At 38.5% G+C, this 23,135-nt stretch carries 21 protein-coding genes; 20 read left to right on the forward strand and 1 reads right to left on the reverse strand.

Annotated features, from left to right (window positions below; all coding sequences use genetic code 11):
* Positions 1–10: 10 nt before the first annotated feature.
* The 20 genes from BMZ41_RS06190 (at position 11) to BMZ41_RS06280 (ending at position 21,535) form a co-directional block, all read left to right on the forward strand.
* Positions 11–1,438 carry a capsular polysaccharide export protein, LipB/KpsS family gene (locus BMZ41_RS06190; RefSeq protein ID WP_090167105.1) on the forward strand — a complete coding sequence of 476 codons (1,428 nt, stop codon included), beginning with the start codon at positions 11–13 and terminating at the stop codon, positions 1,436–1,438.
* On the forward strand, positions 1,431–2,411 hold the full coding sequence (locus tag BMZ41_RS06195; protein ID WP_090527734.1) for an NAD-dependent 4,6-dehydratase LegB: 981 nt from the start codon (positions 1,431–1,433) through the stop codon (positions 2,409–2,411). The genes BMZ41_RS06190 and BMZ41_RS06195 overlap by 8 nt, the downstream gene beginning before the upstream one ends.
* A 2-nt stretch (positions 2,412–2,413) precedes the next feature.
* Complete coding sequence (locus BMZ41_RS06200) at positions 2,414–3,454, forward strand: sugar phosphate nucleotidyltransferase (RefSeq protein ID WP_090527737.1); 1,041 nt, start codon at positions 2,414–2,416, stop codon at positions 3,452–3,454.
* 19 nt (positions 3,455–3,473) lie between these two features.
* On the forward strand, positions 3,474–5,129 hold the full coding sequence (locus tag BMZ41_RS06205) for a DUF2142 domain-containing protein (RefSeq protein WP_090167102.1): 1,656 nt from the start codon (positions 3,474–3,476) through the stop codon (positions 5,127–5,129).
* 25 nt (positions 5,130–5,154) lie between these two features.
* Positions 5,155–6,351 carry a glycosyltransferase family 4 protein gene (locus tag BMZ41_RS06210; RefSeq protein WP_090527740.1) on the forward strand — a complete coding sequence of 399 codons (1,197 nt, stop codon included), beginning with the start codon at positions 5,155–5,157 and terminating at the stop codon, positions 6,349–6,351.
* A 110-nt stretch (positions 6,352–6,461) separates the two neighbouring features.
* Positions 6,462–6,611 (forward strand): hypothetical protein, encoded by a 150-nt coding sequence (locus BMZ41_RS15580; protein ID WP_177184163.1) that lies wholly within the window; start codon positions 6,462–6,464, stop codon positions 6,609–6,611.
* Entirely contained in the window at positions 6,611–7,441 is an 831-nt protein-coding gene (locus BMZ41_RS06215; protein ID WP_090527743.1) for a glycosyltransferase, read from the forward strand. Before BMZ41_RS15580 ends, BMZ41_RS06215 begins: the two co-directional genes overlap by 1 nt.
* A 3-nt stretch (positions 7,442–7,444) precedes the next feature.
* On the forward strand, positions 7,445–8,494 hold the full coding sequence (locus BMZ41_RS06220; protein ID WP_090167095.1) for an N-acetylneuraminate synthase family protein: 1,050 nt from the start codon (positions 7,445–7,447) through the stop codon (positions 8,492–8,494).
* 1 nt (position 8,495) lies between these two features.
* Positions 8,496–9,197, forward strand: coding sequence for an acylneuraminate cytidylyltransferase family protein (locus BMZ41_RS06225; RefSeq protein ID WP_090167093.1), 702 nt, complete (start codon positions 8,496–8,498; stop codon positions 9,195–9,197).
* Complete coding sequence (locus BMZ41_RS06230; RefSeq protein ID WP_090527746.1) at positions 9,184–10,365, forward strand: DUF6077 domain-containing protein; 1,182 nt, start codon at positions 9,184–9,186, stop codon at positions 10,363–10,365. Before BMZ41_RS06225 ends, BMZ41_RS06230 begins: the two co-directional genes overlap by 14 nt.
* A complete protein-coding gene (locus BMZ41_RS06235; protein ID WP_090527749.1) occupies positions 10,344–11,897 on the forward strand; it encodes a ComEC/Rec2 family competence protein in 1,554 nt (517 codons plus the stop codon). The genes BMZ41_RS06230 and BMZ41_RS06235 overlap by 22 nt, the downstream gene beginning before the upstream one ends.
* Positions 11,898–11,912: 15 nt before the next feature.
* Positions 11,913–13,163 (forward strand): O-antigen ligase family protein, encoded by a 1,251-nt coding sequence (locus BMZ41_RS06240; protein WP_090527752.1) that lies wholly within the window; start codon positions 11,913–11,915, stop codon positions 13,161–13,163.
* Between the two features lie 26 nt (positions 13,164–13,189).
* Positions 13,190–14,140, forward strand: a complete 951-nt coding sequence (locus BMZ41_RS06245; protein ID WP_090527755.1) for a glycosyltransferase family 2 protein — start codon at positions 13,190–13,192, stop codon at positions 14,138–14,140.
* Positions 14,140–15,513, forward strand: a complete 1,374-nt coding sequence (locus tag BMZ41_RS06250; RefSeq protein WP_090527759.1) for a sugar transferase — start codon at positions 14,140–14,142, stop codon at positions 15,511–15,513. Before BMZ41_RS06245 ends, BMZ41_RS06250 begins: the two co-directional genes overlap by 1 nt.
* A 6-nt stretch (positions 15,514–15,519) precedes the next feature.
* Positions 15,520–16,683, forward strand: a complete 1,164-nt coding sequence (locus BMZ41_RS06255) for a glycosyltransferase family protein (RefSeq protein WP_090527762.1) — start codon at positions 15,520–15,522, stop codon at positions 16,681–16,683.
* A complete protein-coding gene (locus BMZ41_RS06260) occupies positions 16,680–17,738 on the forward strand; it encodes a WaaS/CpsH family glycosyltransferase (protein WP_090527766.1) in 1,059 nt (352 codons plus the stop codon). Before BMZ41_RS06255 ends, BMZ41_RS06260 begins: the two co-directional genes overlap by 4 nt.
* Positions 17,739–17,754: 16 nt before the next feature.
* Complete coding sequence (locus BMZ41_RS06265; protein ID WP_255405312.1) at positions 17,755–18,813, forward strand: acyltransferase family protein; 1,059 nt, start codon at positions 17,755–17,757, stop codon at positions 18,811–18,813.
* A gap of 24 nt (positions 18,814–18,837) precedes the next feature.
* Complete coding sequence (locus tag BMZ41_RS06270; protein ID WP_090527771.1) at positions 18,838–19,668, forward strand: NAD-dependent epimerase/dehydratase family protein; 831 nt, start codon at positions 18,838–18,840, stop codon at positions 19,666–19,668.
* A gap of 3 nt (positions 19,669–19,671) precedes the next feature.
* Entirely contained in the window at positions 19,672–20,625 is a 954-nt protein-coding gene (locus BMZ41_RS06275; RefSeq protein ID WP_090527774.1) for a glycosyltransferase family 2 protein, read from the forward strand.
* 7 nt (positions 20,626–20,632) lie between these two features.
* Positions 20,633–21,535, forward strand: a complete 903-nt coding sequence (locus tag BMZ41_RS06280; RefSeq protein WP_090527778.1) for a glycosyltransferase — start codon at positions 20,633–20,635, stop codon at positions 21,533–21,535.
* A 23-nt stretch (positions 21,536–21,558) separates the two neighbouring features.
* Here BMZ41_RS06280 and murJ read toward each other — a convergent pair whose 3' ends face one another.
* Entirely contained in the window at positions 21,559–23,097 is a 1,539-nt protein-coding gene (gene murJ, locus BMZ41_RS06285) for a murein biosynthesis integral membrane protein MurJ (RefSeq protein ID WP_090527782.1), read from the reverse strand.
* Between the last annotated feature and the right edge of the window lie 38 nt (positions 23,098–23,135).

Consider the following 23,135-nt stretch of genomic DNA (forward strand, 5'->3'; position numbering starts at 1 on the left):
AGATAACATAGTGTACACTATTTGTTTTATGGCAAGACGTCCCTTCGATGATTTCTCGCCAGCAGTTTATAAGAAGCTTAAAAAAGAGCAGGATAAGGATATCAAAGGCGTATTTATTACCTGCAACAGCAAAGAGACTAAGTATATCTACGACAAGTTTGATAAGGACGAAGTGGTTGTTTGTGAAATCTCAGAGTTTATGAATAAGCACTGGGATGAATTCACCTTAGAGAAGCTCAAGGAATACGAAGAAAAGTATGATGCAGCTCCAATGTGGAAATACATCTATACAGACAGATTTTTAATATATCGAGATTACGATTATTGTGTTCACACAGCGGCAGGTCTATTTGCTTTCTGGGAGCACGTATTTACAACATATCATGTGGATTTCTTCTATGATGAGGTTATCGCTACACTTCTTACTTACACAGCTTATCTTGTTGGTAAGAAGACAAACACAGGCTATTATTCTCTGATGTTTATGAGAGCCTGCGGCAAGGATCTTACTCATCATTACATCTTAAATGATCCATTTGAGAAGATTTACAACATGCCAGAGGATTATGCAAGTGTTCCTGTTACAGAGGAGCAGCGAGCAGAGGCAGAGGCTTTCCTTACAAAGTTTGAAGAGAAGCATTTGAAGCCTGCGTTCATGCAGTTCTCAGGTAAGAAGCCAAAGTGGCAGGCAAAGTTTTTCATCTTGCCATTCTTTTATTTAAGACAGAGATTTTTCAATCCATTTACAAGGGACAAGGGCTCATATATTTATTACAAGGCATATGAAGCTACAATGGACCCTATTAAATGGTACTTCAGATATCAGAAGGCTAAAAAGTATTTTAAGAAGGCCGATTTCAGCAAGAAATTCGTGTACTTTCCACTTCACCTTCAGCCGGAAGCTACCACAATCGTATGTGCACAAAAGTACGAAAAGCAGCTGTATTTCATCGATAATTTGGTGAAATCTTTGCCAGCAGATACTGTACTTTATGTAAAGGAACATTATTCATTCCTTGGCATTCGTCCAAACAGCTTTTATGAGCAGTTTTATCAGTATCCAAACGTAGTCTTAATCGACCCATGGGAGGATTCACTGAAGCTCATCGATAAGAGTGAATGTGTTGCCACACTTACAGGTACTGCAGGACAGGAGGCTATGCTTCTTCGTCATCCAGTATTTATGAGTGGAGACATTGTTTACACAGGCGCCCCTGGTGTTATGCACCTTGAGGAAGTATTTGGAAATTACGAGAGTGCTCTTGCAAATTACAAGCAGCCATCTCGTGAGGATATTATCCAGTACCTTGCAGTTTACATGAGCTGCGCAAGACCAGGAAATACATATGTAATGAGTGAGGCTCGCTTACAGGATGAGAATATCTCTCTTGTAGCAGAGTCAATGTATAAATATTTTAAGGAGATGAAACATGAGTAAAGTTTTAGTTACAGGTTCAGATGGATTCATCGGTTCACATTTAGTAGAAGAGTTAGTTAAGAAGGGATATGAAGTAAAGGCCTTCGTTTACTATAATTCATTTAATAACTGGGGATGGCTCGACACACTTGATAAGAGCATCATGGATCACGTAGAGGTATTCGCTGGTGACGTCCGCGACCCTAACGGTGTTCGTGAGGCTATGAAGGGCTGCGACGCAGTATTCCACCTTGCAGCACTTATCGCTATTCCATTTTCTTATCACAGCCCAGATGCTTATGTAGACACAAACATCAAGGGAACTCTCAATATCCTTCAGGCAGCAAGAGACCTTGGTACAAAGCGTGTTCTTGTCACATCTACATCAGAGGTTTATGGAACAGCTCAGTATGTGCCTATCGATGAGAAGCACCCATATCAGGGACAGTCACCATATTCAGCAACAAAGATTGGTGCAGACAGACTTGCAGAGTCATTCTATCGTTCATTCGATTTACCTGTTACAATCGTGCGTCCATTCAACACATTCGGACCACGTCAGTCAGCTCGTGCGGTAATTCCTACAATCATCACACAGCTTCTTGCAGGTAAGGAAGAAATCAAGCTTGGCAGTCTTACACCAACACGTGATTTCAACTATGTAAAGGATACAGCTAATGGTTTCATCGCTATGTACGAAAGCGACAAGACTATTGGTCAGGAAATAAATATCGCTACACAGAAGGAAATCTCTATCGGACAGCTTGCTGAGGAGCTTATCCGTCAGATTAATCCAAACGCAAAGATAATCTGCGATGAGGACAGACTTCGTCCAGAGAAGTCTGAGGTAAATCGTCTTCTTGGATCTAACGAGAAGATTCTTCAGCTTACAGACTGGAAGCCTCAGTACACCTTCGAGCAGGGCCTTGCTGAGACCATTGAGTTCCTTCGTCACAACTTAGATAAGTATAAGGTAGATATTTACAACATTTAATTATGGAAAACGTTTTTATTAAAGAGACCGACACAATTTTACAGGCTATGAAGACCTTCGATGAAAGTGCCAGACGTACAGTTTTTATCGTTGATGAAAACATGAAATTAATCGCAGCGCTTTCAGAGGGTGATGTGCGCCGTTTTATCCTTTCAGGTGGAGATTTAAATAACGAGGTCAGCACTATCGCAAACTATCATCCACGCACCATGAAAGAGGATGACAGAGATGAAGCCAAGGAATTTCTTAGCCGTCACAATATCGAAGGCGTTCCAATTGTAGATGAGAATGGCATCGTTACAGACACCATCTTTTGGAGTGCTGGAAAGAGAACAAGACAGAGCGACCTTTCAGTGCCTGTTGTTATGATGGCAGGTGGAAAGGGCACACGTCTTTATCCATACACACGTATTCTTCCAAAGCCACTTATTCCAGTGGGTGAGAAGCCAATCGCAGAGATTATTTTCGATGGCTTTGCAGAGTACGGAATCAATCGCATGATTATGATTGTTAATCATAAGAAAAATATGATTAAGTCATACTTCGGTGAGGTGGAGAAGCCTTACACCATCGAGTACGCAGATGAGGACACACCACTTGGTACAGGTGGCGGCCTTGCTCTTCTTCGCGGAAAGCTTGATGAGACATTCATCCTTACAAACTGCGATATCCTTATTGAGGATGATTATTCAAAGATTTATGAGCATCACAAAAAAGAGGGCAATGTAATCACTATGGTGTGCTCTCTTCGAAATTTCCAGGTGGCTTACGGCGTTGTAGAGTTTGGTGAGCATGGAAATATTACAGATATGAAGGAGAAGCCTGAGTTTAGCTTCTTCACAAATACAGGTATCTACGTGGTAGAGCCAGAGGTATTTGATTACATCAAGGACGGCGAGTTCATCGGCTTCCCAGATATCATCAACCGCATCAAGGATGATGGTAAGAAGGTAGGCGTATATCCAATCAACGAGAATTCATGGATGGATATGGGTCAGCTGGACGAGCTTAACAAGATGGAAAATCGACTAAGAGGAAAGTAATCTCAAAAGGGGAATATTTTTGGAAAAATTAAAATCTTATTTTTCGGAAATGAATAAAGAAAAGGCATTAAAGATTGCTGCTGTAGTACTTGCAGCAGCAACACTTATTTTTGGAGTGTACTTCTATTTCGCAAATTGCTTTAATTCAGCAGCTTCAAAACGAACCAATTTCTATTATGGAATTATCTTCCTGGTGATGTTTGCTATCACTATATATATCCTTAGATTATTGATACTGGATAAGAAGTGGAATTATCCGAGACTGTTTGTAATTACAGCGCTTGCCTGGACATTCTGTATGCAGTTTGTAATGCCTCCAATTTCAGGCGTTGATGAGGTGGAGCATTATTACAGTGCATATCATTGCTCTAATATCATGATGGGTATGAAGGACCAAAACATTGGTTTTGATCAGTATCATGGAATGATTTGGACTGATGAGACCTTCTTCTACATGAGAGCAGAAGATTATTATATGATGCCATATCTGGATGTTACATTCCCTTATCAGTATGCAGTCCTTGCGAACGGAACATGGATTAAGCATGCGGAAGATTTGCAGGAAAATGTTGAATGCCACATCGCTCCAACAAAGGCTTCCCGATATTTAGTTTCAGGATTGGGAATCACAATCGCAAGATTATTAGGCTTTGGCTTTGCTGGAGTAATGTTTATGGGACGATTTATGAATTCCTTGTCCCTTATTATTGCTGGATGGATTGCATTGAAATTACTTCCAGTAGGAAAGCATCAGTTTTTCACCTTCGGATTATTCCCTGCAGTATTAAATCTTTGCAGCTCATATTCATACGATAACATGAGTATTTTATTCTCATTGGCACTTCTTACCTTGTGCCTGTATTACAGCCAGCCACAGGTAAAACTCCATGCATGGGATTTGATAATACTTGGTGGATGTGTATTAATGCTCATCCCTAATAAGACTGTTTATGCGTTATTTGCAATCTGGATTTTCGCCATTCCAGTTAAAAAATGGTGGTCAGATGTAGCACTTAGTAAGAAGTGGTACGAATATGCTATTTTAGCAGTTATTATCGCTGGCGCGGCTGTTGTATTTGAAAAAGTAGTAGTTAAGTATTATTGGCGAATTCGTAAGATGATTTTTTGGACTTATAGCGATAGCGTTTCAGAGGTTGATCCTAGCAGACAGGTATGGAGCTGGGAGTACTTCCAGGACCATAAGCTGGAAACACTTAAGTTCGCATGGAATGGAATTAAATTAGATTTCTGGTATAACATTAAGCACGTTGTTGGTAGCGAATTGGGACATGTAATGTTAAATGCGCAGGTGCCAATGGCTTGCATTATGACTATGTTGATTCTTTTGATTGTAGGAATCATCTTAATCAAGGGAAATCGTATAAAGAAGTGGCAGTATGTAGTTTTCGGCTTGGGATTATTTATCTGCCTTTTAGCAATATTCGTTGGATGTATGACTAGATTTACACCAACAGACAGCCAGAGAATTCAGATTTCATACAGATACCTGATTCCGCTGTATATGTCTTTATGCATCATACTTGGAACAGATGCTAAGGAAAACAAGCTTTCACTAGCGTTGATTTACATACAGAATCTTGCGTTAGTGTTCTCAATGTGCGGACTGTTATATTACCTCTTCCATTTACGCGATGGAATGCCAGCTCCGTTCTAGTAGTAAATACAAATAGAGAGAATATATGAAAAAACATATTTTGATAGTATGCCAGTTCTTTTACCCAGAGCCATTTCGTATAAGCGATATTGCTTTTGAGTGGGTGAAGAGAGGCTATAAAGTAACAGTGGTGACAGGATTACCTAATTACCCAGAGGGTAAGGTATATCCTGGTTATGGATTATTCAAAAAGAGAAGAGAGACTATCAATGGAGTGGATGTAATCCGCATCCCTGAGATACCTAGAGGCAAGAATAAATTTGGTCTCGTGCTCAATTATTTCAGCTTCCCATTCTTTGGTTTCTTCTGGAATTTATTTACAAATATTAAAGCGGATGAGGTTTTCATGTTGGAGACCTCTCCTATGAATCAGTGCAAGGTAGGCGTGGCATATGCAAAGAAGCATAAGGTGCCATGCTACTTGTATGTTCAGGACTTGTGGCCTGAGAACGTGGAGATGATTACAGGAATCCACAGCCCTATCGTAATTAAGCCAATAGAGAGAATGGTTAGAAAGATTTACAAGGGTTGTACACATATCTGGGGTACCAGCCCTAGCTTTGTAGAAGCGATTCGCAAATACGTAGATCCTGCAGAGCACGATAAGGTTAGCTTCTGGCCTCAGTATGCAGAGGAGTTTTACGAGCCAAAGGAGAAGAAGCCTCACAAGGGCTTCAATGTAGTCTTTACAGGAAACATTGGACAGGCTCAGGGACTTGAGATTCTTCCTGAGGCAGCAGCCATCATTCGTAACGAAGGAATCAAGGATGTACGTTTTACTATCGTAGGTGATGGTAGAGCCAGACATTCTTTTGAGGATAGCATTACAAATGCGGGTGTATGGGATTTATTTGAGTTCAAGGGTAGAGTAAATGCTACGGAGGTTCCAGATATCCTCGCAACAGGCGATGCCGCATTCCTTTCCTTTGCAGATGATGATTTATTTGCAAAGACTATTCCAGCAAAGCTTCAGTCCTACATGGCCTGCGCAATGCCTATTATTGCATCAGCTAAAGGTGAGACAGTGCGCGTAATCAACGAGGCTGAGTGTGGACTTTGCTCAGATATCGGAGATGCCGAAGCCTTGGCAAAAAATATCATCCGAATGAGGAGCCTTCCAGAGAAATACCTGCAGGAAATGGGCGAGAATGCATATGCCTATAACAAAGAGCACTTCGAGAAGAAGAAGCTGATGGATGAGATTGACGAATATTTCAGATAAAAAAGGAAGCCTTTCCTAACGGAAAGCCTTTTATAATGTTGTATCAAACTTCTATGTAAACTAGTTTACAAGAAAGTTTATTGATATACTGAACTAGGGGACGGTTTTGTATGAGACAAATGGATCCTTACCAAGCTATAGAAAGAATTGCTGAGGAAAAGGGTCAGAGTATGGAGAATGACTATGGAGATATCGCAAAGGGTGTTATAATATTGCGTAAGATTCGCAATAAAAGTAAAATGGCTGGAGAGAATAAATAATGAGAACAGCATTTGCTACAGTTATTTACAAACAGGCTAGAGAATATCTTGAAGATTTTTTGAAGTCACTAGATGTTCAGACTGACAAAGACTTTGATTTATTACTGGTAAATGACAATTATAGTGATTTAGAGTTGGATGAAATTCAAAAGATTTTGGATTCGATGACTATAAGCTATAGAATACTAGATATAAGCCAACAAAGATTATCTATTGCAGGTACAAGAATTGAAATGTTGGGATGTGCCAAGGATTTGGGTTATGATTTAGTTATTCTTGGCGATGCAGACGATACATTCAGTATAGACAGAGTAGAAAAGTTTAAAAACGCATATAAGAAAAACAGAAATGCTACTTTTTTCTATAACAAACTAGTTTTTGATAATGGCAAGGATGTTTTTAATACCATACCTAAACAAATTGATAACATAAAAAATATCTCGCAATGTAACTTTGTTGGTTTAACATCATCGGCTATCAATTTGAATTCAGATATTATAACACAGGAATTTATAGATTCGTTAAAAGAAAGCGATAGCCCCGTGTTCGATTGGTACCTCTTTTCTAGAATAGTATTAGAAAAAGGTGTGGGCGTATATGTAGAAGATGCTACTAGCATATATCGTATTTCCGATAATAATATGGTTGGAGTATCCAGAGATGTTAAAAAGGAATATGATGTTAAGATAGTTCACTATTCTAATCTTGCAAAAAAAGATAAGTACTATAAAAAATTACTAGAAAAATTGGAAGGATTAGATATAAATAAATTAACAGAAAATCCAAATCACCAGGGATACTGGTGGAGTGATATTCAAATGGAGGAATAAACAATGAGATTTAATTATCAGGCAATGGTAGAAGGCAATCAGAGACCATACATTATTGCAGAGCTTGGCGCTAATCACAATGGTGATATGGAGCTTGCCAAGACACTTATAAAGACAGCAAAGGAGTGCGGTGCTGACGCTGTTAAGCTTCAGTCATGGACTGTAGACGACCTCTTCTCAAAGAAGAAGTATGAAGACAACTATTTCCTTGGAGATGATTACAGAAACCGTACAGACTATACATTAAAGTCAGTTATGGAGGCTTATGCAGTTTCTAAGGAGCAGCATGTTATGCTTCAGAAGTACTGCGAGGAGCTTGATATCGATTTTGTATCTACACCATTCTCAATGGCTGGTGCAGATTTCCTTGTTGATGAGCTTCACGTACCATATCTTAAGGTTGCATCACTTGATGTAGACAACATTCCATTCCTTAGACACGTTGGTAGCAAGGGTGTTCCTGTTGTTATCTCTACAGGTCTTACAGGTATGGATGATGTTTGTGCAGCGGTTCAGGCTCTTGAAGAGGGTGGCTGCCACGAGATCGTTATTCTTCATTGTGTATCTATGTACCCACCAAAGGATGAGAACGTTAACCTTAACAACATCGATATGTACAACATGGTATTTGATTATCCAGTTGGTTACTCAGATCATACAATCGGAACAGTTGCTCCTATCATGAGCATCGCAAAGAACGTATGCATCATTGAGAAGCACTTCACAATGGATAAGAACATGGAAGGTTGGGATCACAAGGTTAGTGCTGACCCAGCAGAGCTTAAGGCTATCTGTGATGCAGCTCGCCAGGGTTACAACATGCTTGGTAACTATCACAAGGTGGTTGTTGAGGATCAGAACCGTCGTGATGAGTTTAAGCGTTCAATCGTTGCTAAGCACGACATGCCAGCTGGTCACGTGCTCACATTTGAGGATCTCGATTACAAGCGCCCAGGTACAGGAATTTCTCCAAAGTACTATGAGGCTCTTATCGGACGTGAGCTTAAGCATGACGTAAAATATGATGATATCTTCACATGGGGTGATTTCTAAAATGATAGCTTTTATTCCAGCCCGAGGCGGAAGCAAGGGCGTCCCTGGAAAAAACATAAAAGAGCTTTGTGGCAAGCCTCTTATCGCATATACGATAGAGGCCTGCAAGAAGGCAAAGCATATCGATAGAGTCATTGTCACAACAGATGACGAAGACATTGCTAAAGTGGCAAGAGAGTATGGCGCAGAGGTTCCATTTATGCGTCCGGATTATTTAGCCAGCGATACAGCCTCTGCTGTAGACGTATATATTCATGCAGCAGAATTCGTAATGAATGAGACAGGCGAAAAGCTTGATAAATTTATGGTGTGCCTTCCTACAGTGCCTTGTAGAGATGAGCATCATATTGATGAGGCTATTGAAAAGTTCGAGGATGATCAGTCTACAACACTCATTTCATTTACAGAGGCAGAGACACCTCCAGGCTGGTATCACGTGGTAGATGAAAATGGTCGAGTAAGCAATGCAGGCTTTGGAGCTGCAGGTTCCAACATTGCAAACCGTCAGACCAATGCCACTTTCTATATTCCAAACGGAGCCATCTACATCCTTGATTATGAGCTCCTGAAGGAAAAGAGAACATATTACTGCGATAACACCACTACATACGTGATGTCACGAGAGGATTCAGTAGATATCGACTATCCAATCGATTTTGAAATCGCAGAATTAATGATGGAGAAAAAACTTGATAATAATTAGAGCATTAGCCTTTCTGCTTTTCTTCACAGTTATTCCGATGGCAGTGGGTCGACTAATTACATATAAGGCGCGTGTGAGCCTGACAGAAGAGTATCTTATCGGTTTTTTTGGAAACCTTGGGATATTTTATATATTGTACTCTGTTATAGCATGGCTTCAGCTTTGGGTTACAATGGGTGAAGCTGTTACAGGTGCATTTACATTATTACTAAAAGCGTATTTTCCATTGATTGCAGTGCTTTTGATAGCGTGGTTGGTTTTAGAGCGTAAAAGTTTTTCTGCTGGCATAAAGACAGCTACAACAAGGTTTGGAATTATAACAAAAAAAATATTTACTGATGGATTTACAGTAATTTATTTCTTAGCATTTATGGCAGTGTTAGTGCTTCAGCTATATATGGCTTATGGCTATGAGGTCAATGAATGGTCATATGATGATTATGATTACGTGGTATCCAGCAAGGATACTATCACATACGATGCACTGTCCTATGTAAATATCATAGACGGCACCATGCCTAACACCTTGGAAAAAAGACTGGCCTATTCGTGGGATTCCTACATTGCCATGCTTTCAAAGGTATCTGGTTTTGAGGTTACTACAGTTTGTCACACTATTTTACCAGTGCTTTTCCTATTGATAGCTTACAGCGTTTATTACTATATAGCCCAGTTTATTTTTGAGAAAACAGATGACAGATTGATATTCTTATTAATCCTGTCTTTTGCTTATATTTTTGGATTGTATTCCCATTACTCAGTAACCTTCAGATTATTGGGGGCAATATGGCAGGGAAAGGCTGTGCTTACAGTTATAGCCATTCCTTTTTTTACTATGTATTTGATTAAAAGCTACAGCAGTACGCTAAGCAATGGAAGAATTTTACCAATAATAGCCATTTCTATGGGGGCAAGCTCGCTTACTTCCCTTGGAATTATATTCATTCCAATCATGGCAGTTATTACATGGGTTCTTATGTGTGCCTACAACAAGAGAATCTATGGCATCAGATATTTGATAGCCAGCCTTGTTGGTCCAGCATATTTGGGTGTTTTCTACACACTTATCTGGATGCTTCAGAGTGATGCTACTGGTGGCAGTGATCAGTATTTTCCGTTTAGAAGAAGACATGAATGGTGGTACAAATGGTTCAAAGAGAATATTTAGTTAGTATCACTAAGGACTACTGGAATGACTTTGGCTATGCCAGTCTTTTCGTCCTTGCTCTTCTAGGGATACTAATTCTTGAAAAAGAAAAGATAAAGAGATTTGCCTTTTTATGGTACTCTCTTTTGACAATAATATTGATTTATAATCCGATATCGTTATTGATTTTTAAGAGGTTTTTGGAGCCATCTACCTTTGATCAGTACTATCTTAGATTTTACGGATTAGTACCAATTATGATGGTGATTGCCTATGGCTTTACATTAGCCATAAAAAGGTTTAACGGCCTTAAAAAGCTTTTATGCGTTGGATTGTCATGTGTGATAATCGGAGTTCTTGGTCATTGCATCTACACACAGGACTGGTTCACAAAGGCAGAGAACCGAAATAAGGTACCTCAGGATGTGGTTACTATCTGCGATTTGTTTGCAGATTATGAAGGTGACACCATTAGAATTATGGCGCCACAGAAAGTCGCAGTATATCTTAGACAGATGGATAGTAGATTTTCGATGCCATACAGCCGCTCACTTCCAAATGAGGCCTATGAACTCACAAATGAAAAGCCAGACCCATCACAGGTGGTGAAATACGCCAAAGAAAACAACGTGGATTACGTGGTGGTGTCTGCCGTAGAAAATATACTTTACAGCTATCTGAATTATGGATTTACCATGTACGGACGTACAGCAAACTACGCTGTGCTAATGCCAAACGACCCTACTTGGATCCTCACAGAATACGAGGATAAATCCGGCGACCAAGGCTTGGCATATACACTAAAAAATATTAACGATGGAACACTGATTGTGATTGATGGCGGTAATGCTGGAAATGAACAGCAGATGCGAGATGTGATAAACGAGAACGGGGGCACAGTTGATGCCTGGATTCTCACCCATTACCACAAGGATCACATGGATACTTTCAATGCTATCTATGAGAATCCACAGGGTATAAAGATTAAAGAAATCTATGTTACACCACTTGATGCAAAGACTTTCTACAGTCTGAATTTACAGGAGTGGGATGATGTAGATACCTATGAAAAGTTCCAGGAAATCACAGAGGACGCTGAAAATATTAATTATGTTAAGCGTGATGAGGTACTGGAATATCAGGATGGTTTGAAGCTTACCTTCTTCAATGCCATGGACGACATCGTATTAAATTCAGAGGGACGAGAGGACATTCCTAATAACGACTCACTGGTATTTAAGATTGAGACAGACAAGCGAAGCGCATTTATTTGTGCTGACGCTCACAGCAAATATATTGCAGAATATTTGGTAAAGACCTACGGAGATAAACTGGATTCAGACATTCTCCAGTGCGCACACCATGGAAATAACAGCATGCCTACAGAGACTGGCTTTTATGAAGCAGTATCTCCTGAGGTAGCTATATTTGACGGGCCAGACTGGCTTATGACAAGCCCAGAGTATACAGCAGGCGCTTTGGCTGCATATTTAAAAGATATGGGCGCTAGAATCATTTGGTACAAGACAGCACCGAATGTATTTGGACTATAAGTGGAGATAAATGTAATGGATTTCATTAGGAAGAATAAAAAGCTAATCTCAATAATATTGCTTGCACTAATCATATATGTGAGATGCGACCACGGCGTTGTATTCACATACGCTAAGGTGATTAATCTTGCTGCAGATTTCTTGGGATTTGCTTACTGTCTTATTCTTACAAAAGAAGATTTTAAGAGAACAAAAGAAAGTATTTTTAACGTAGCCGTTTTGTGGCTGGTTATCTTTCAGGCTTTAGTTTTTGTATATGGTCATTTCAATCTCTTTGATGGAAATAACATATATAGCATGCAATACACAATACTTACCATTCTTCCTGCAGTGCTTTGCTACGAAATCCTTTGGCACAATAGAGATGAGCTTATTGAAATACTTAGCTCAGTGGGAGCCATCGTTATTGTAGCTACATATATCACTACAATTAAGTATGATTACCTTTGGGGCCTTGCTCTACAGGGGCAATTCTATAGACTGGGAAAGGTGCCTGGAGGAACAGATATTGACACAGGAAACCTTTACCTGCTTATGCTGATTCCTATTATGTATTCAGTAATAGTTTTGAAGAAGCTTAAGCCATATTTATTCTTTGCAATTTTAGGAGCAGTAGGAATAGTACTTACTGGCTCAAAGTCATCAGCACTTCCATTTATTTTTGTAGTGGGAATCATGCTTCTTGGCACAGCAAAGAATTCAAAAGATGTAAAAAAATACATTGGAATCATGGTAGGATTTGTAGCTATTATGGCCATCGCCATCCTTACCGTTCCAATGCTTTATCGTATTATCGGATATAGAATCGTAGAAATGTTTACAGCCTTCGGCAGTACAGAGTTTGATTTGCACACTAGTACAGGTCAGAGGCTGGCAGTAATGGATGCTTTTAAAAAGCATTTCTGGGAGACTCCATTATTTGGACATGGCTTTTATTCCTTTGTAACAATGCCATATTCAAAGCTTGAGGAATACCGAGAGGGTACAGAGTATTTCTATAGAAATATTCAGACTCACATGAACTATATGGAGCTACTTTTTAGCTTCGGATTTTTAGGATTTGTAGCATATTACTGGTTCCCAGTGAAGCTTGTGATTGACACCATAAAGACACACAGCAAGGAAGAAAAGCTTATTTGCCTGTCACTTTTGGTTTCCTTCTTCTTCATAGATTTGGGACTTGATATGTACTATAAATACATGACACCTTACTATACTTATTTATTAATTTACACATTTTTAAGGAGAGGAAGTAAGGAGAACTAACAGACTACAATGGGAGGCGTGATTTTATGAGCAGGATGGACAAGAAAATCTCATTTGTAATACCTTGTTATTATTCACAGGACACAGTATCAGGCGTTGTAAAGGATATTTTTAAGGAATTTCCTGAGACTGATTATGATGTAGAGGTTGTACTGGTAAATGATGGTTCAAAGGACAACACCTTTAATGTCCTGAAGTCATTAGCTGATGAAGACAGCCGAGTTGTAGCAATTAATTTATCTAGAAATTTTGGGCAGGACGGTGCCACTATGTGTGGGCTTACAGCGGCCACAGGCGATTACATGGTTGTACTTGATGATGATGGTCAGAACCCACCATGCGAAGCCCATAAGCTTTTAGAAGAAATAGAAAAGGGTTATGATATTGTATTTGCAAAATATCATGAGAAAAAGGACTCAGCTTTTAAAAAGTTTGGTCACAATCTAAATGGATATGTAGCTACTAAAATGATTGGTAAGCCAAAGGATATTGAGCTTAACAGCTATTTCGTTATTAATTCCTTTGTGCGAGATCAGATGATTAAGTATAAGGGCGCTTACCCATATATCTGGGGACTCATGCTTAGAGCTACTGATAACATGGCAAATGTATACGTAGAACATAAGGCAAGAGAGGTGGGAGAAAGTACCTACACATTGTCAAAGCTTGTAAATTTGTGGTTTGAAGGAGTTATTTCATTTTCAATTAAACCACTTAGATTAACGTCAGTTTTAGGATTCCTTGCCACTTTGTTGGGATTCATTTTAGTAGTAGTTATTGTAATAAATACCTTGATTCATGGTGATGTAGAAGGTTGGACATCGCTCATAGCTACAATACTGATAATTGGCGGAGTTCAGATGCTGATGCTTGGAATGCTTGGTGAATATGTTGGTAGAAACTTTATCAACAATAACAATTCACCTCAGTATATAGTAAGAGATAAATACACCTTGGCACAGGAAGAGGAAGAATAGTGAAAAATAAGAATACTGTTAGAAAAATTGAAAGCTTAATCGAGCTGGTAGTTCTTACACTAGTGTACCTATATGTTTATTGGAACTACATTTTTAACTGGGAATATTTCCACCCTATGTGGGGCCGTGGAAAGTACGTATTCATGGGCGTTTATTTCATATTAAACCTTGTGATTATCCACCTTTGTGAGGGATTTAAATACGGAATTCTTAGAATTGCAGATGTAGTGTTTTCTCAGTGGATTGCTATTTGTATTGTAAATCTCATCACATATTTACAGCTTTCACTTATGGCTAATGTAATGATTTCTGTAAAGCCAATGATAGGTCTTACACTTGCAGATTTTGTGATTTCAGGAATATTCGTGGCCATATTCTTTGGAATTTACAATAAATATTCCAATGCCAGCAAGCTCCTAATGGTTTATGGAAACAAGGAATCTGTTGGACTTAAGCTGAAAATGGACACTCGCGAGGACAGCTATAACATTAAAAAGGTTATCAGCATCGAAGAGGGCTTTGATAATGTAATCGCTGAGCTTAAGAATTTTGATGGTGTAGTAATTTCAGATGTCAGCGCTGAGCAACGTAACGATCTGTTGAAATACTGCTACATGAACGAAATTGAGACCTACATCACTCCAAAGATTTCAGATGTAATCATCGGTGGTGGTGAGGATATTCATCAGTTTGATACTCCACTTGTTATGATTAACACTACTGGTCTTACACCTGAGCAGGAGTTGGTTAAGAGATTCTTTGATGTGGTACTTTGTGTGATTGCAGCAGTGGTATTATCACCACTTATGCTCATTATCGCAATTGCGATCAAGCTTGAGGATCATGGTCCTGTTTTTTATAAGCAGGCTCGTGTAACCAAGGATGGTAAGATTTTTGAAATCCTAAAGTTCAGAAGTATGGTGGAGGATGCAGAGCAGCGTCCAGCCACAGATGACGATGACAGAATTACAAAGGTGGGACATGTAATCCGTGCAACTCGCGTGGATGAGCTTCCACAGTTGTTTAACATTATAAAGGGAGATATGTCCATTGTAGGTCCACGTCCTGAAAGAACAGAGCACGTGGAGAAATATACAGCAGCTATCCCTGAGTTTGAATTCCGTAGCAAGGTAAAGGGCGGTCTTACAGGCTTCGCTCAGATTTACGGAAAATATAATACATCCGCTTATGACAAGATTAAGCTGGATTTAATGTACATCGAAAACTATACATTTTTATTAGATGTTAAGCTTGTGCTTATGACAATTAGAATCCTATTCAAGAAGGAAAGTACAGAAGGTTTCGATAAAGTGGTTTCTGCCGATGAGATTTTGGCGTCTCTTGAAAAGCAGAACCATACTGGAGATGAATAATTAATAATGAAAATACTTCATATAGCTCTTGCATCCCATTTCACGGTGGGAATGCTATATCAGGAAAATCAAATGATAAACTGTCAGCGGGCAGATGGTCATGAGGTCACAATTATCACAGATTTATACCATTACGAACACGGCGAATTGGTAAAGGGGTCTGAGGAAGACACCATTATGGATAATGGTGCTCGTTTAATCAGGCTTAAGTGGGACAGGATATTCTTCAGTGATTTGTGGACGGAAAAGATTCGTAAAAGCCATAAGGTGAAGAAGCTCCTAAAGGAGATTCAGCCTGACACTATTTTATTCCACGGTCTTTGCGGATATGAGATTATGACTGTTGCAGACTATTGCAAGTCTAATCCGGACTGTCTGTTTTTTGTAGATTGTCATTCTGATTACAATGGCTCTGCAAGAACATTTTTAAGTAAGAATTTTTATAAATTTATCCATGGCCATTTTATTACAAAGGCATCATTATTGGTGGATAAATTCTTTTATACAGGTGAGGAAATGCGCTACTGGATGAACGATTTATTTGTTATTCCAAAAGACAGGCAGGAATTCCTTGCAACGGGAGGCACCATCTACACTGCCCAGCAGCAGAAGGATGCAAGAATGGAGCTTATAAAAAAATATGCTCTTCCTCAGGATGCCATTATTTTAGCTCACTCAGCGAAGCTTATAGATGAGAAGAGTAGGACCAAGGAGTTGATTGAGGCCTTTAGAAAGGTAAATGACCCAAGGCTTACGCTTTTCATTTTTGGATTTATTGCAAAGGAAATGTCATCTGAGATACGCTCACTTATTGAGAGTGATAATCGTATCCATTTCATGGGCTGGAAGGTTAGCACAGAGATAGAAGAGTTCCTTGCAGGTGTAGATATGTATTGCCAGCCAGGAGGTCGTTCTACCACCTTCGAGACTGCCATGTGCTGTGGCTGTGTAAACATGACCTATCCTTTAGATACCTACAAGGATGAGAATTACACAGATTGCAATTTTGAAAACTACTTCTTTGTAGAAAATGAAGAAGATATTGTAAAAGTATTAAAGGATATCACTGAGAATGTGCAGGTGTTGGAGCAGGCAAAAGCAAAGTCTTTCTCCTTCGCACGATTAAATTTTGACTATGCGGTGATTTCAAGAAGAATATATACACTATGAATAATTTAAGAGACAAAAATATTTTGATAATCATGCCTCAGTTCTACTCATATCAAACAAAAATGAGAGAAGACCTTGAGGCAAGAGGAGCACATCCTCATTTTTATAATGAAGAGCCAGAAAAGACAAAATTCCTTATTTTAAAAAACATAGGTGATTTGTTTCATAATGAGCATGTTTTCGATGGCTTTAATAGAAAGCTGAAAAAACAGATTCTTGCAGAAATGCCAGCAGAGGGCTACGATTACCTCTTAGTCATTCGAGGAAATGTCCTTACAGAACAGACTATTCATGAGCTGAAAAACAAGGCATTAAAGTCCTCAGGAAAATCTGTTTACTATGCATGGGATTCATTTGAAAATATGCGCCACAAGGGCGAGATAGGACGCCTCTTCGACTGGAGAGGAACCTTCGATTCAGTAGATGCAAAGGAATCGGAGCTTGGCTATGAGCTTGTTCCACTGTTTTATTCGGATGAGTTTGACGGTGGCAAGCTGGAACAGTCTACCGAATACAAATATGACTATGTATCAGTATCGGCATTCTTCCCCTTCCGCTATCGATACTTCAAGGCCTTCAAAAAAGCCAATCCAGACAAAAAGATGTGCCTGAAGCTTTACCTAAACCCAAGCGTATATCGAGGCAAAAAGCTGAAGGATCCAAAGCTTGTAAAGGATTTAGATATGGATATCATTAGCTTTGAACCATTCAAGCCAGAAGAAATAAGGGATATGTGCAAGAATTCAAAGGCAATCCTTGATTTAGCCCACGAACAGCAGCAGGGATTGACAATGCGCACAATGGAAACATTGGGAATAAAGAGAAAACTAGTCACAAACAACATATATTTACGTGACTATGAGTTCTATAATGAAACTAATGATTTGATACTTACAGATTTAGCGGCAAAGGCTGATAAAGCCGAGCACACTGGCGACTACAGTGACTTCGTATTGCCAGGTGATGAGTGGCTAGATAAACCATATTTAGAGAATGAGGATGTAAGACAGAAATATAGTATCCATTCGTGGATAGATAATTTGTTTATTAATTAGTAGGGGGTATAAGGAAATCAAAACTAGGGAGTATGAACTTGATTTCCTGAAGGTAGTAGCAACAATATTAATAATGTTCCATCACTATCAGCAGGATACAAGAGTTTTTTTTGAGGGTAAAATAAATTTTTTTAACGGAAAGTTTTATTTTGGACTTGTAGTAGAGTTGTTTTTTATTCTTTCCGGATATTTCATGTATGATTACATTAAAAAGATTGAGGAAGGATATCCTTTCCCAAAATTTTATGTAAAAAGATTAGTAAGATTTTTCCCACTTTTGTTCATAAGTGCTGCTTGCTATGAGGTGATTTTGAACTGGTTTGAGCAAGTATTCCTGTACAAATGGAGTGATATATCAATATCCTTATGGGGACTTATCATTACATCACTTGGTATACAAGCAGGGTGGTCATTAGATAATCCAGTCATTAATAATCCTACATGGTATATAAGTGTTTTGATGCTTTGCTATGTGATTTTCTATTTTTTAATTTATATAGCAAAAAGGCTGAATTTAAAGGTTGAATATCTATTTATAGTAATGATATTTATTGGAATGGGAATTCGAGATTTTGGTCTTAACTTACCATTTCTAAATGCATCTTCATGTAGGGGATATTATGCATTCTTTTTTGGAGTATTATTTGCAGAATTTTTGAGAAAACACAAGATAACCAAAAAAGAGACTTTGATTTGCGGTTTAGTGCCTATTATACTTACACTCTTAATAGTGTATACAGAGTGTTTAATGGTTAAGGGTATAGATTATGTTATGACCTTCGTTTACTATCCCGCACTAATCATTTTTTGCAAATATGGTATAGGAAATATTTTAAATCATCCATTTATTGGTTTGATGGGAAAGATTTCCTTTGATGTGTTTATTTGGCATCATCCAGTTAATATGTTTATGATTATTGCAATATATAGATTTAATATACCATGCAATATATATAGATTTAGGACGATGCTGATATATGCCTTAATATGTTGGGTAGTTGGAACTATATCATATATATGCATAGACAAGCCAATAGCAGGATTGATAAAAAGAAAGTTTAAATATATTAGTTAATATATAAGGAGCTGAGTTTAGACTATGAAATATTTAGTTACAGGTGCAAATGGTTATATAGGTCAGGGCGTAGTAAAGACTATGTTAGATCTAGGTGCTGAGGTTGTAGCTACTGATTTTCACACAGATGAGGTGGATGAGAGAGCTAAAAGAATCGATGCGGATCTTTTTACTTTAGATGACCCATATGGCTACTTTGAGAAGCCAGATGTAGTTATTCATCTTGCTTGGCGTGATGGTTTTCGTCACGCATCGGAGAATCACATGAAGGATTTACCAAACCATTATGCATTTATCGAGAAGATGTGTAAGGCTGGTATCCGTAAGATGTGTGTCATGGGGACAATGCATGAGATTGGCTTCATGGAAGGCTGTATTAAAGCTGAGACTCCATGTGCACCACAGTCTCTTTATGGCATTGCAAAGAATGCCCTTCGTCAGGCGACAATCCTTGCATGTAAAGAGAACAACGTGAAGCTCCAGTGGCTTCGCGGATACTATATCGTAGGTAATACTCATAGAGGCTGCAGTATCTTCTCTAAGCTTACAGCAGCTGCTGAGGCAGGAGATGAGACATTCCCATTCACAACAGGTCAGAACCAGTTTGATTTTACAGACTATGATTTGTTCTGTGAGCAGGTAGCAAAGGCCAGTATGCAGGATGAAGTTCTTGGAATAATCGAATGTTGTACAGGAAAGCCTATGAAGCTTGCAGACCGTGTGGAGAAATTCATCACTGATAACGGATATAATATCAGCTTAGCTTATGGTACCTTCCCTGACAGACCATACGATTCCAAAGCTGTATGGGGAGATTCTACAAAAATAGACAAAATATTAATGAACTGGAGATAGTGTATGAAACCCGTATTATATATAGTTATTCCATGTTACAACGAAGAAGCTGTTCTTCCTATAACAGCTCCTTTATTCTTAGATAAAATAAAAGAGCTTGTAAGTCTAGATAAGATAGATGATAAATCCCGAGTCATGTTCGTAAATGACGGTTCAAAGGACAACACTTGGGAAATCATTAAGAATCTTTCAAAGCAGGATGAGCATTACATCGGCATCACACAGAGCCGTAACCGTGGTCACCAGAACGCTGTTCTTGCAGGTCTTATGGAGGCTAAGGAGCTTTGTGATATCACTATCTCTATCGATTGTGATGGACAGGATGATATTAATGCAATGAATGAAATGGTAGATGCCTATGCAGACGGCTGCGAGGTAGTTTACGGGGTTCGTAGCAAGCGTGATACGGATACATTCTTCAAGAGATTCACAGCAGAAAGCTTCTACAAGCTTCTTAACAGCATGGGAGCAGAGGTTGTTTATAATCACGCAGATTATCGTTTAGTATCAAGTCGTGTTCTTGATGAATTCGCTAATTACAAGGAGGTAAACATCTTCCTCAGAGGAATGTTCCCGCTTGTTGGCTTTAAGAACACAAGCGTATATTACGAGCGTAATGAGCGAATTGCCGGAGAGAGTCACTATCCACTTTCGAAGATGCTTAGCCTTGCCTTTGACGGTATTACATCACTTAGTATAAAGCCTATTCGTATGATTACAGGCTTCGGTATTTTTGTAGCGCTCATAAGTCTTATTTTATTAATCTACTCAGTTGTGCAGTATTTCCTTGGACATACTATGAGCGGTTGGTCAAGTCTTATGGTGGCTGTATGTTTCCTTGGCGGAATCCAGCTTATTTCCCTTGGTGTTATCGGTGAGTATGTTGGAAAGACATACATGGAGACAAAGGCTAGACCAAGATACATTATCAGTGAACGTACTTACGATAAAGAGTAAAGCTGTGATGATTAATAAACTATACTCAAATGTTAAAAAAGCAAAGAAAAACAGCAGGGGATACTGGAGATATTTATTTAAGCTTAATAAGCTGATAGTAAATTACTTTTATCCATTGTCTCAAAAGAATAATACCAAGATAGGTATAGATAAGAGTAGCGATGTGATTGTTTCACTTACAACCTATCCAGCCAGAATAAACACTGTATGGGTGACCATATCTACTCTTTTAAATCAGACATTTAAGCCTGCAAAGGTTGTTTTATATTTATCAAAAGAACAGTTTCCAAATGGTGCAGATGAGCTTCCAGTGGAGCTTTTAAAACAACAGAGCAGGGGATTAGAAATAGGTTTTGTGGATGACGATTTAAAGCCTCATAAAAAGTATTATTATGCACTTCAAGATTATCCAGATAAGATGGTTATTACAGCTGATGATGATGTATTCTATCCGGAGAATCATATTGAAAAATTAGTAGAAGCATCAAAGAAGTATCCTGATGCAGTTATCTGTTTGAGAAGTCATCGAATCACCACTAATGACGGAGAATTTACACCATATAATTCATGGAAAGAAGTCCTTACTGATGAGCCGGATTTCGCTACCATCCCTATAGGCTGTAATGGAGCGTTGTATAAGAGAAAGTTTTTCGATGAAGAGCTTTTTGATGCAGAAAAGATAAAAGAATATGCCTTATTTACAGATGATCTTTGGCTCAAGATTATGGAGCTGAAAAATGGAGTAAAGGCGTATAATTGTGCTGAAGAGCCTCTGATTTATTTTGATAATATATTTAACAAGAACACAGGCTTATGGCATGCTAATGCATCAGAGGATAGTAATAGAAATGATGATGTATGGGGAAAGCTTATAGAAAAATACACGGAAATAAAAGAATTATTAATATAGTAAGAAGGACCACTAGATTAAATCTAGCGGTCCTTCTTTATTTGTAGCTTGGCTATTAGTTTTTCTTTTATAAGTGTAATCTCATTGATATGCATAAATGTCAAAATGACAAAGTACATGGTTAACCCAACAACAGCAGAAAGCCCAAAGATTAGGATATTGCTACTAAAGGTGTTCTTGAAGAAGTAAATAATCAATACAAGAACAATGGCTCCTGGAAGCTGTTTCAGTAAAACTGGAATATATACTAAAAGTGAATAATCAGGTATGTATTTCTTTAAAATAAAGGAATTTATAATAAAGTTTACAGTCAGGAATATTGAGCTTGCAAGGGTAACGCCCATGATTCCAATATATCTTGATAAAAGAATACTGAAGAATATGTTGCAGGCAACTGCGAAAAAGCCAGTATACATAGGTCCCTTAGTATCCTTAAAGGCGTAAAGCCCACGGGAAGCGATATCTCTTACACCTGCGCTTATGAAGCCGACACCATAGCCAATGAGAGCTGCACTTGTCATTGCAACTGAAGTTTCATCGAACTGTCCGCGCTTGAACACGATGGTAACGATTTCTGTGGCACACAAGCAGGTGATAATGGAAATTGGAGCCATTATACAAATCATTGCGTTAACCGCAGAGGTCATAGTCTCAGAAAGTTTTTTGGTGTTTCCTTCTGCAGCATAGTTGGAGAAGTTTACATAAAGAACATCTACAACATTATTAACAATTACATTGATTACAAGATCTTCTAGTACGATTGCATAAGCAAGGGCTGTAGCATTTCCTTCACCAAGGCTTGATGAAATGGAACCATCTACAATCTTGTTAATCTGGAAGACAGAGTTTCCAATAAAAACAGGAAGTGCAGCAGTAAGAATAACCTTTAGCTCTGGAACATCCTTAAATCTTACAAATTGGAAATTAACATAGCGTCTGCTGCGAATGAACAATAAGGTAATAAAAAGGAAGTAGCTAAGGTACTGAGCAATTACAAGTGATGTAACAGCCTGAGTGCTATATAAAAGTATGCAGCAGATGATGGTAACAGTACTTGTGAAAAACGACTCTGTACGACTAACTGCAAAATCTTTGTTGGAATCCATAAGTGCAGTTCCAACCATTGTGAAGATGGAAAATACAAATAATGGATAGCAGATATACAAATAATGCTTTAGTACTGCAGTTTCGCTAGGAGTGTAGGCTGGGCCTAAAATCTTAGCAATTACAGGTGTAAGCATGTATACTAGCAAAAGAATAAAAGGTGCTATAGGAAGCATAAATTCCAAGCAAGCACAAATAAGCTTTGAAGCAGCATCCTTTCCTTTTTGTATCAAGGTGTGAGTGTAGATGCTTACCATTGAAATGGATATGGCACGAACCAGAGCGGAAGTCATGGTGCCTACAAAGGTATATGCCAGATTATAAGCATCTGTTTCGCCAGTGGTACCAAAATAGTAAGCAATTACGGATTGCTTTACAAATCCTAGTATTTTAAAGCTTAGCGTCATACAGGCTATCATAACAGTGGTAGCCAAGACGCTTTTAGTTTTCTTAGTCATAAATTAACCTTTCAATCTGTTTTCAAATAAAGAGATTA

The sequence above is a fragment of the Pseudobutyrivibrio sp. UC1225 genome (assembly GCF_900115215.1).
Taxonomy (GTDB): domain Bacteria; phylum Bacillota; class Clostridia; order Lachnospirales; family Lachnospiraceae; genus Pseudobutyrivibrio.

Bases quoted from the DNA above. Each gene is read 5' to 3' on its own strand.
- BMZ41_RS15580 (WP_177184163.1), top strand. From the start codon at position 6,462: ATGAGACAAATGGATCCTTACCAAGCTATAGAAAGAATTGCTGAGGAA.
- BMZ41_RS06225 (WP_090167093.1), top strand. From the start codon at position 8,496: ATGATAGCTTTTATTCCAGCCCGAGGCGGAAGCAAGGGCGTCCCTGGA.
- BMZ41_RS06215 (WP_090527743.1), top strand. From the start codon at position 6,611: ATGAGAACAGCATTTGCTACAGTTATTTACAAACAGGCTAGAGAATAT.
- BMZ41_RS06210 (WP_090527740.1), top strand. From the start codon at position 5,155: ATGAAAAAACATATTTTGATAGTATGCCAGTTCTTTTACCCAGAGCCA.
- murJ (WP_090527782.1), bottom strand. From the start codon at position 23,097: ATGACTAAGAAAACTAAAAGCGTCTTGGCTACCACTGTTATGATAGCC.
- BMZ41_RS06275 (WP_090527774.1), top strand. From the start codon at position 19,672: ATGAAACCCGTATTATATATAGTTATTCCATGTTACAACGAAGAAGCT.
- BMZ41_RS06220 (WP_090167095.1), top strand. From the start codon at position 7,445: ATGAGATTTAATTATCAGGCAATGGTAGAAGGCAATCAGAGACCATAC.
- BMZ41_RS06270 (WP_090527771.1), top strand. From the start codon at position 18,838: ATGAAATATTTAGTTACAGGTGCAAATGGTTATATAGGTCAGGGCGTA.
- BMZ41_RS06200 (WP_090527737.1), top strand. From the start codon at position 2,414: ATGGAAAACGTTTTTATTAAAGAGACCGACACAATTTTACAGGCTATG.
- BMZ41_RS06260 (WP_090527766.1), top strand. From the start codon at position 16,680: ATGAATAATTTAAGAGACAAAAATATTTTGATAATCATGCCTCAGTTC.
- BMZ41_RS06240 (WP_090527752.1), top strand. From the start codon at position 11,913: ATGGATTTCATTAGGAAGAATAAAAAGCTAATCTCAATAATATTGCTT.
- BMZ41_RS06195 (WP_090527734.1), top strand. From the start codon at position 1,431: ATGAGTAAAGTTTTAGTTACAGGTTCAGATGGATTCATCGGTTCACAT.
- BMZ41_RS06255 (WP_090527762.1), top strand. From the start codon at position 15,520: ATGAAAATACTTCATATAGCTCTTGCATCCCATTTCACGGTGGGAATG.
- BMZ41_RS06235 (WP_090527749.1), top strand. From the start codon at position 10,344: ATGGTTCAAAGAGAATATTTAGTTAGTATCACTAAGGACTACTGGAAT.
- BMZ41_RS06245 (WP_090527755.1), top strand. From the start codon at position 13,190: ATGAGCAGGATGGACAAGAAAATCTCATTTGTAATACCTTGTTATTAT.
- BMZ41_RS06280 (WP_090527778.1), top strand. From the start codon at position 20,633: ATGATTAATAAACTATACTCAAATGTTAAAAAAGCAAAGAAAAACAGC.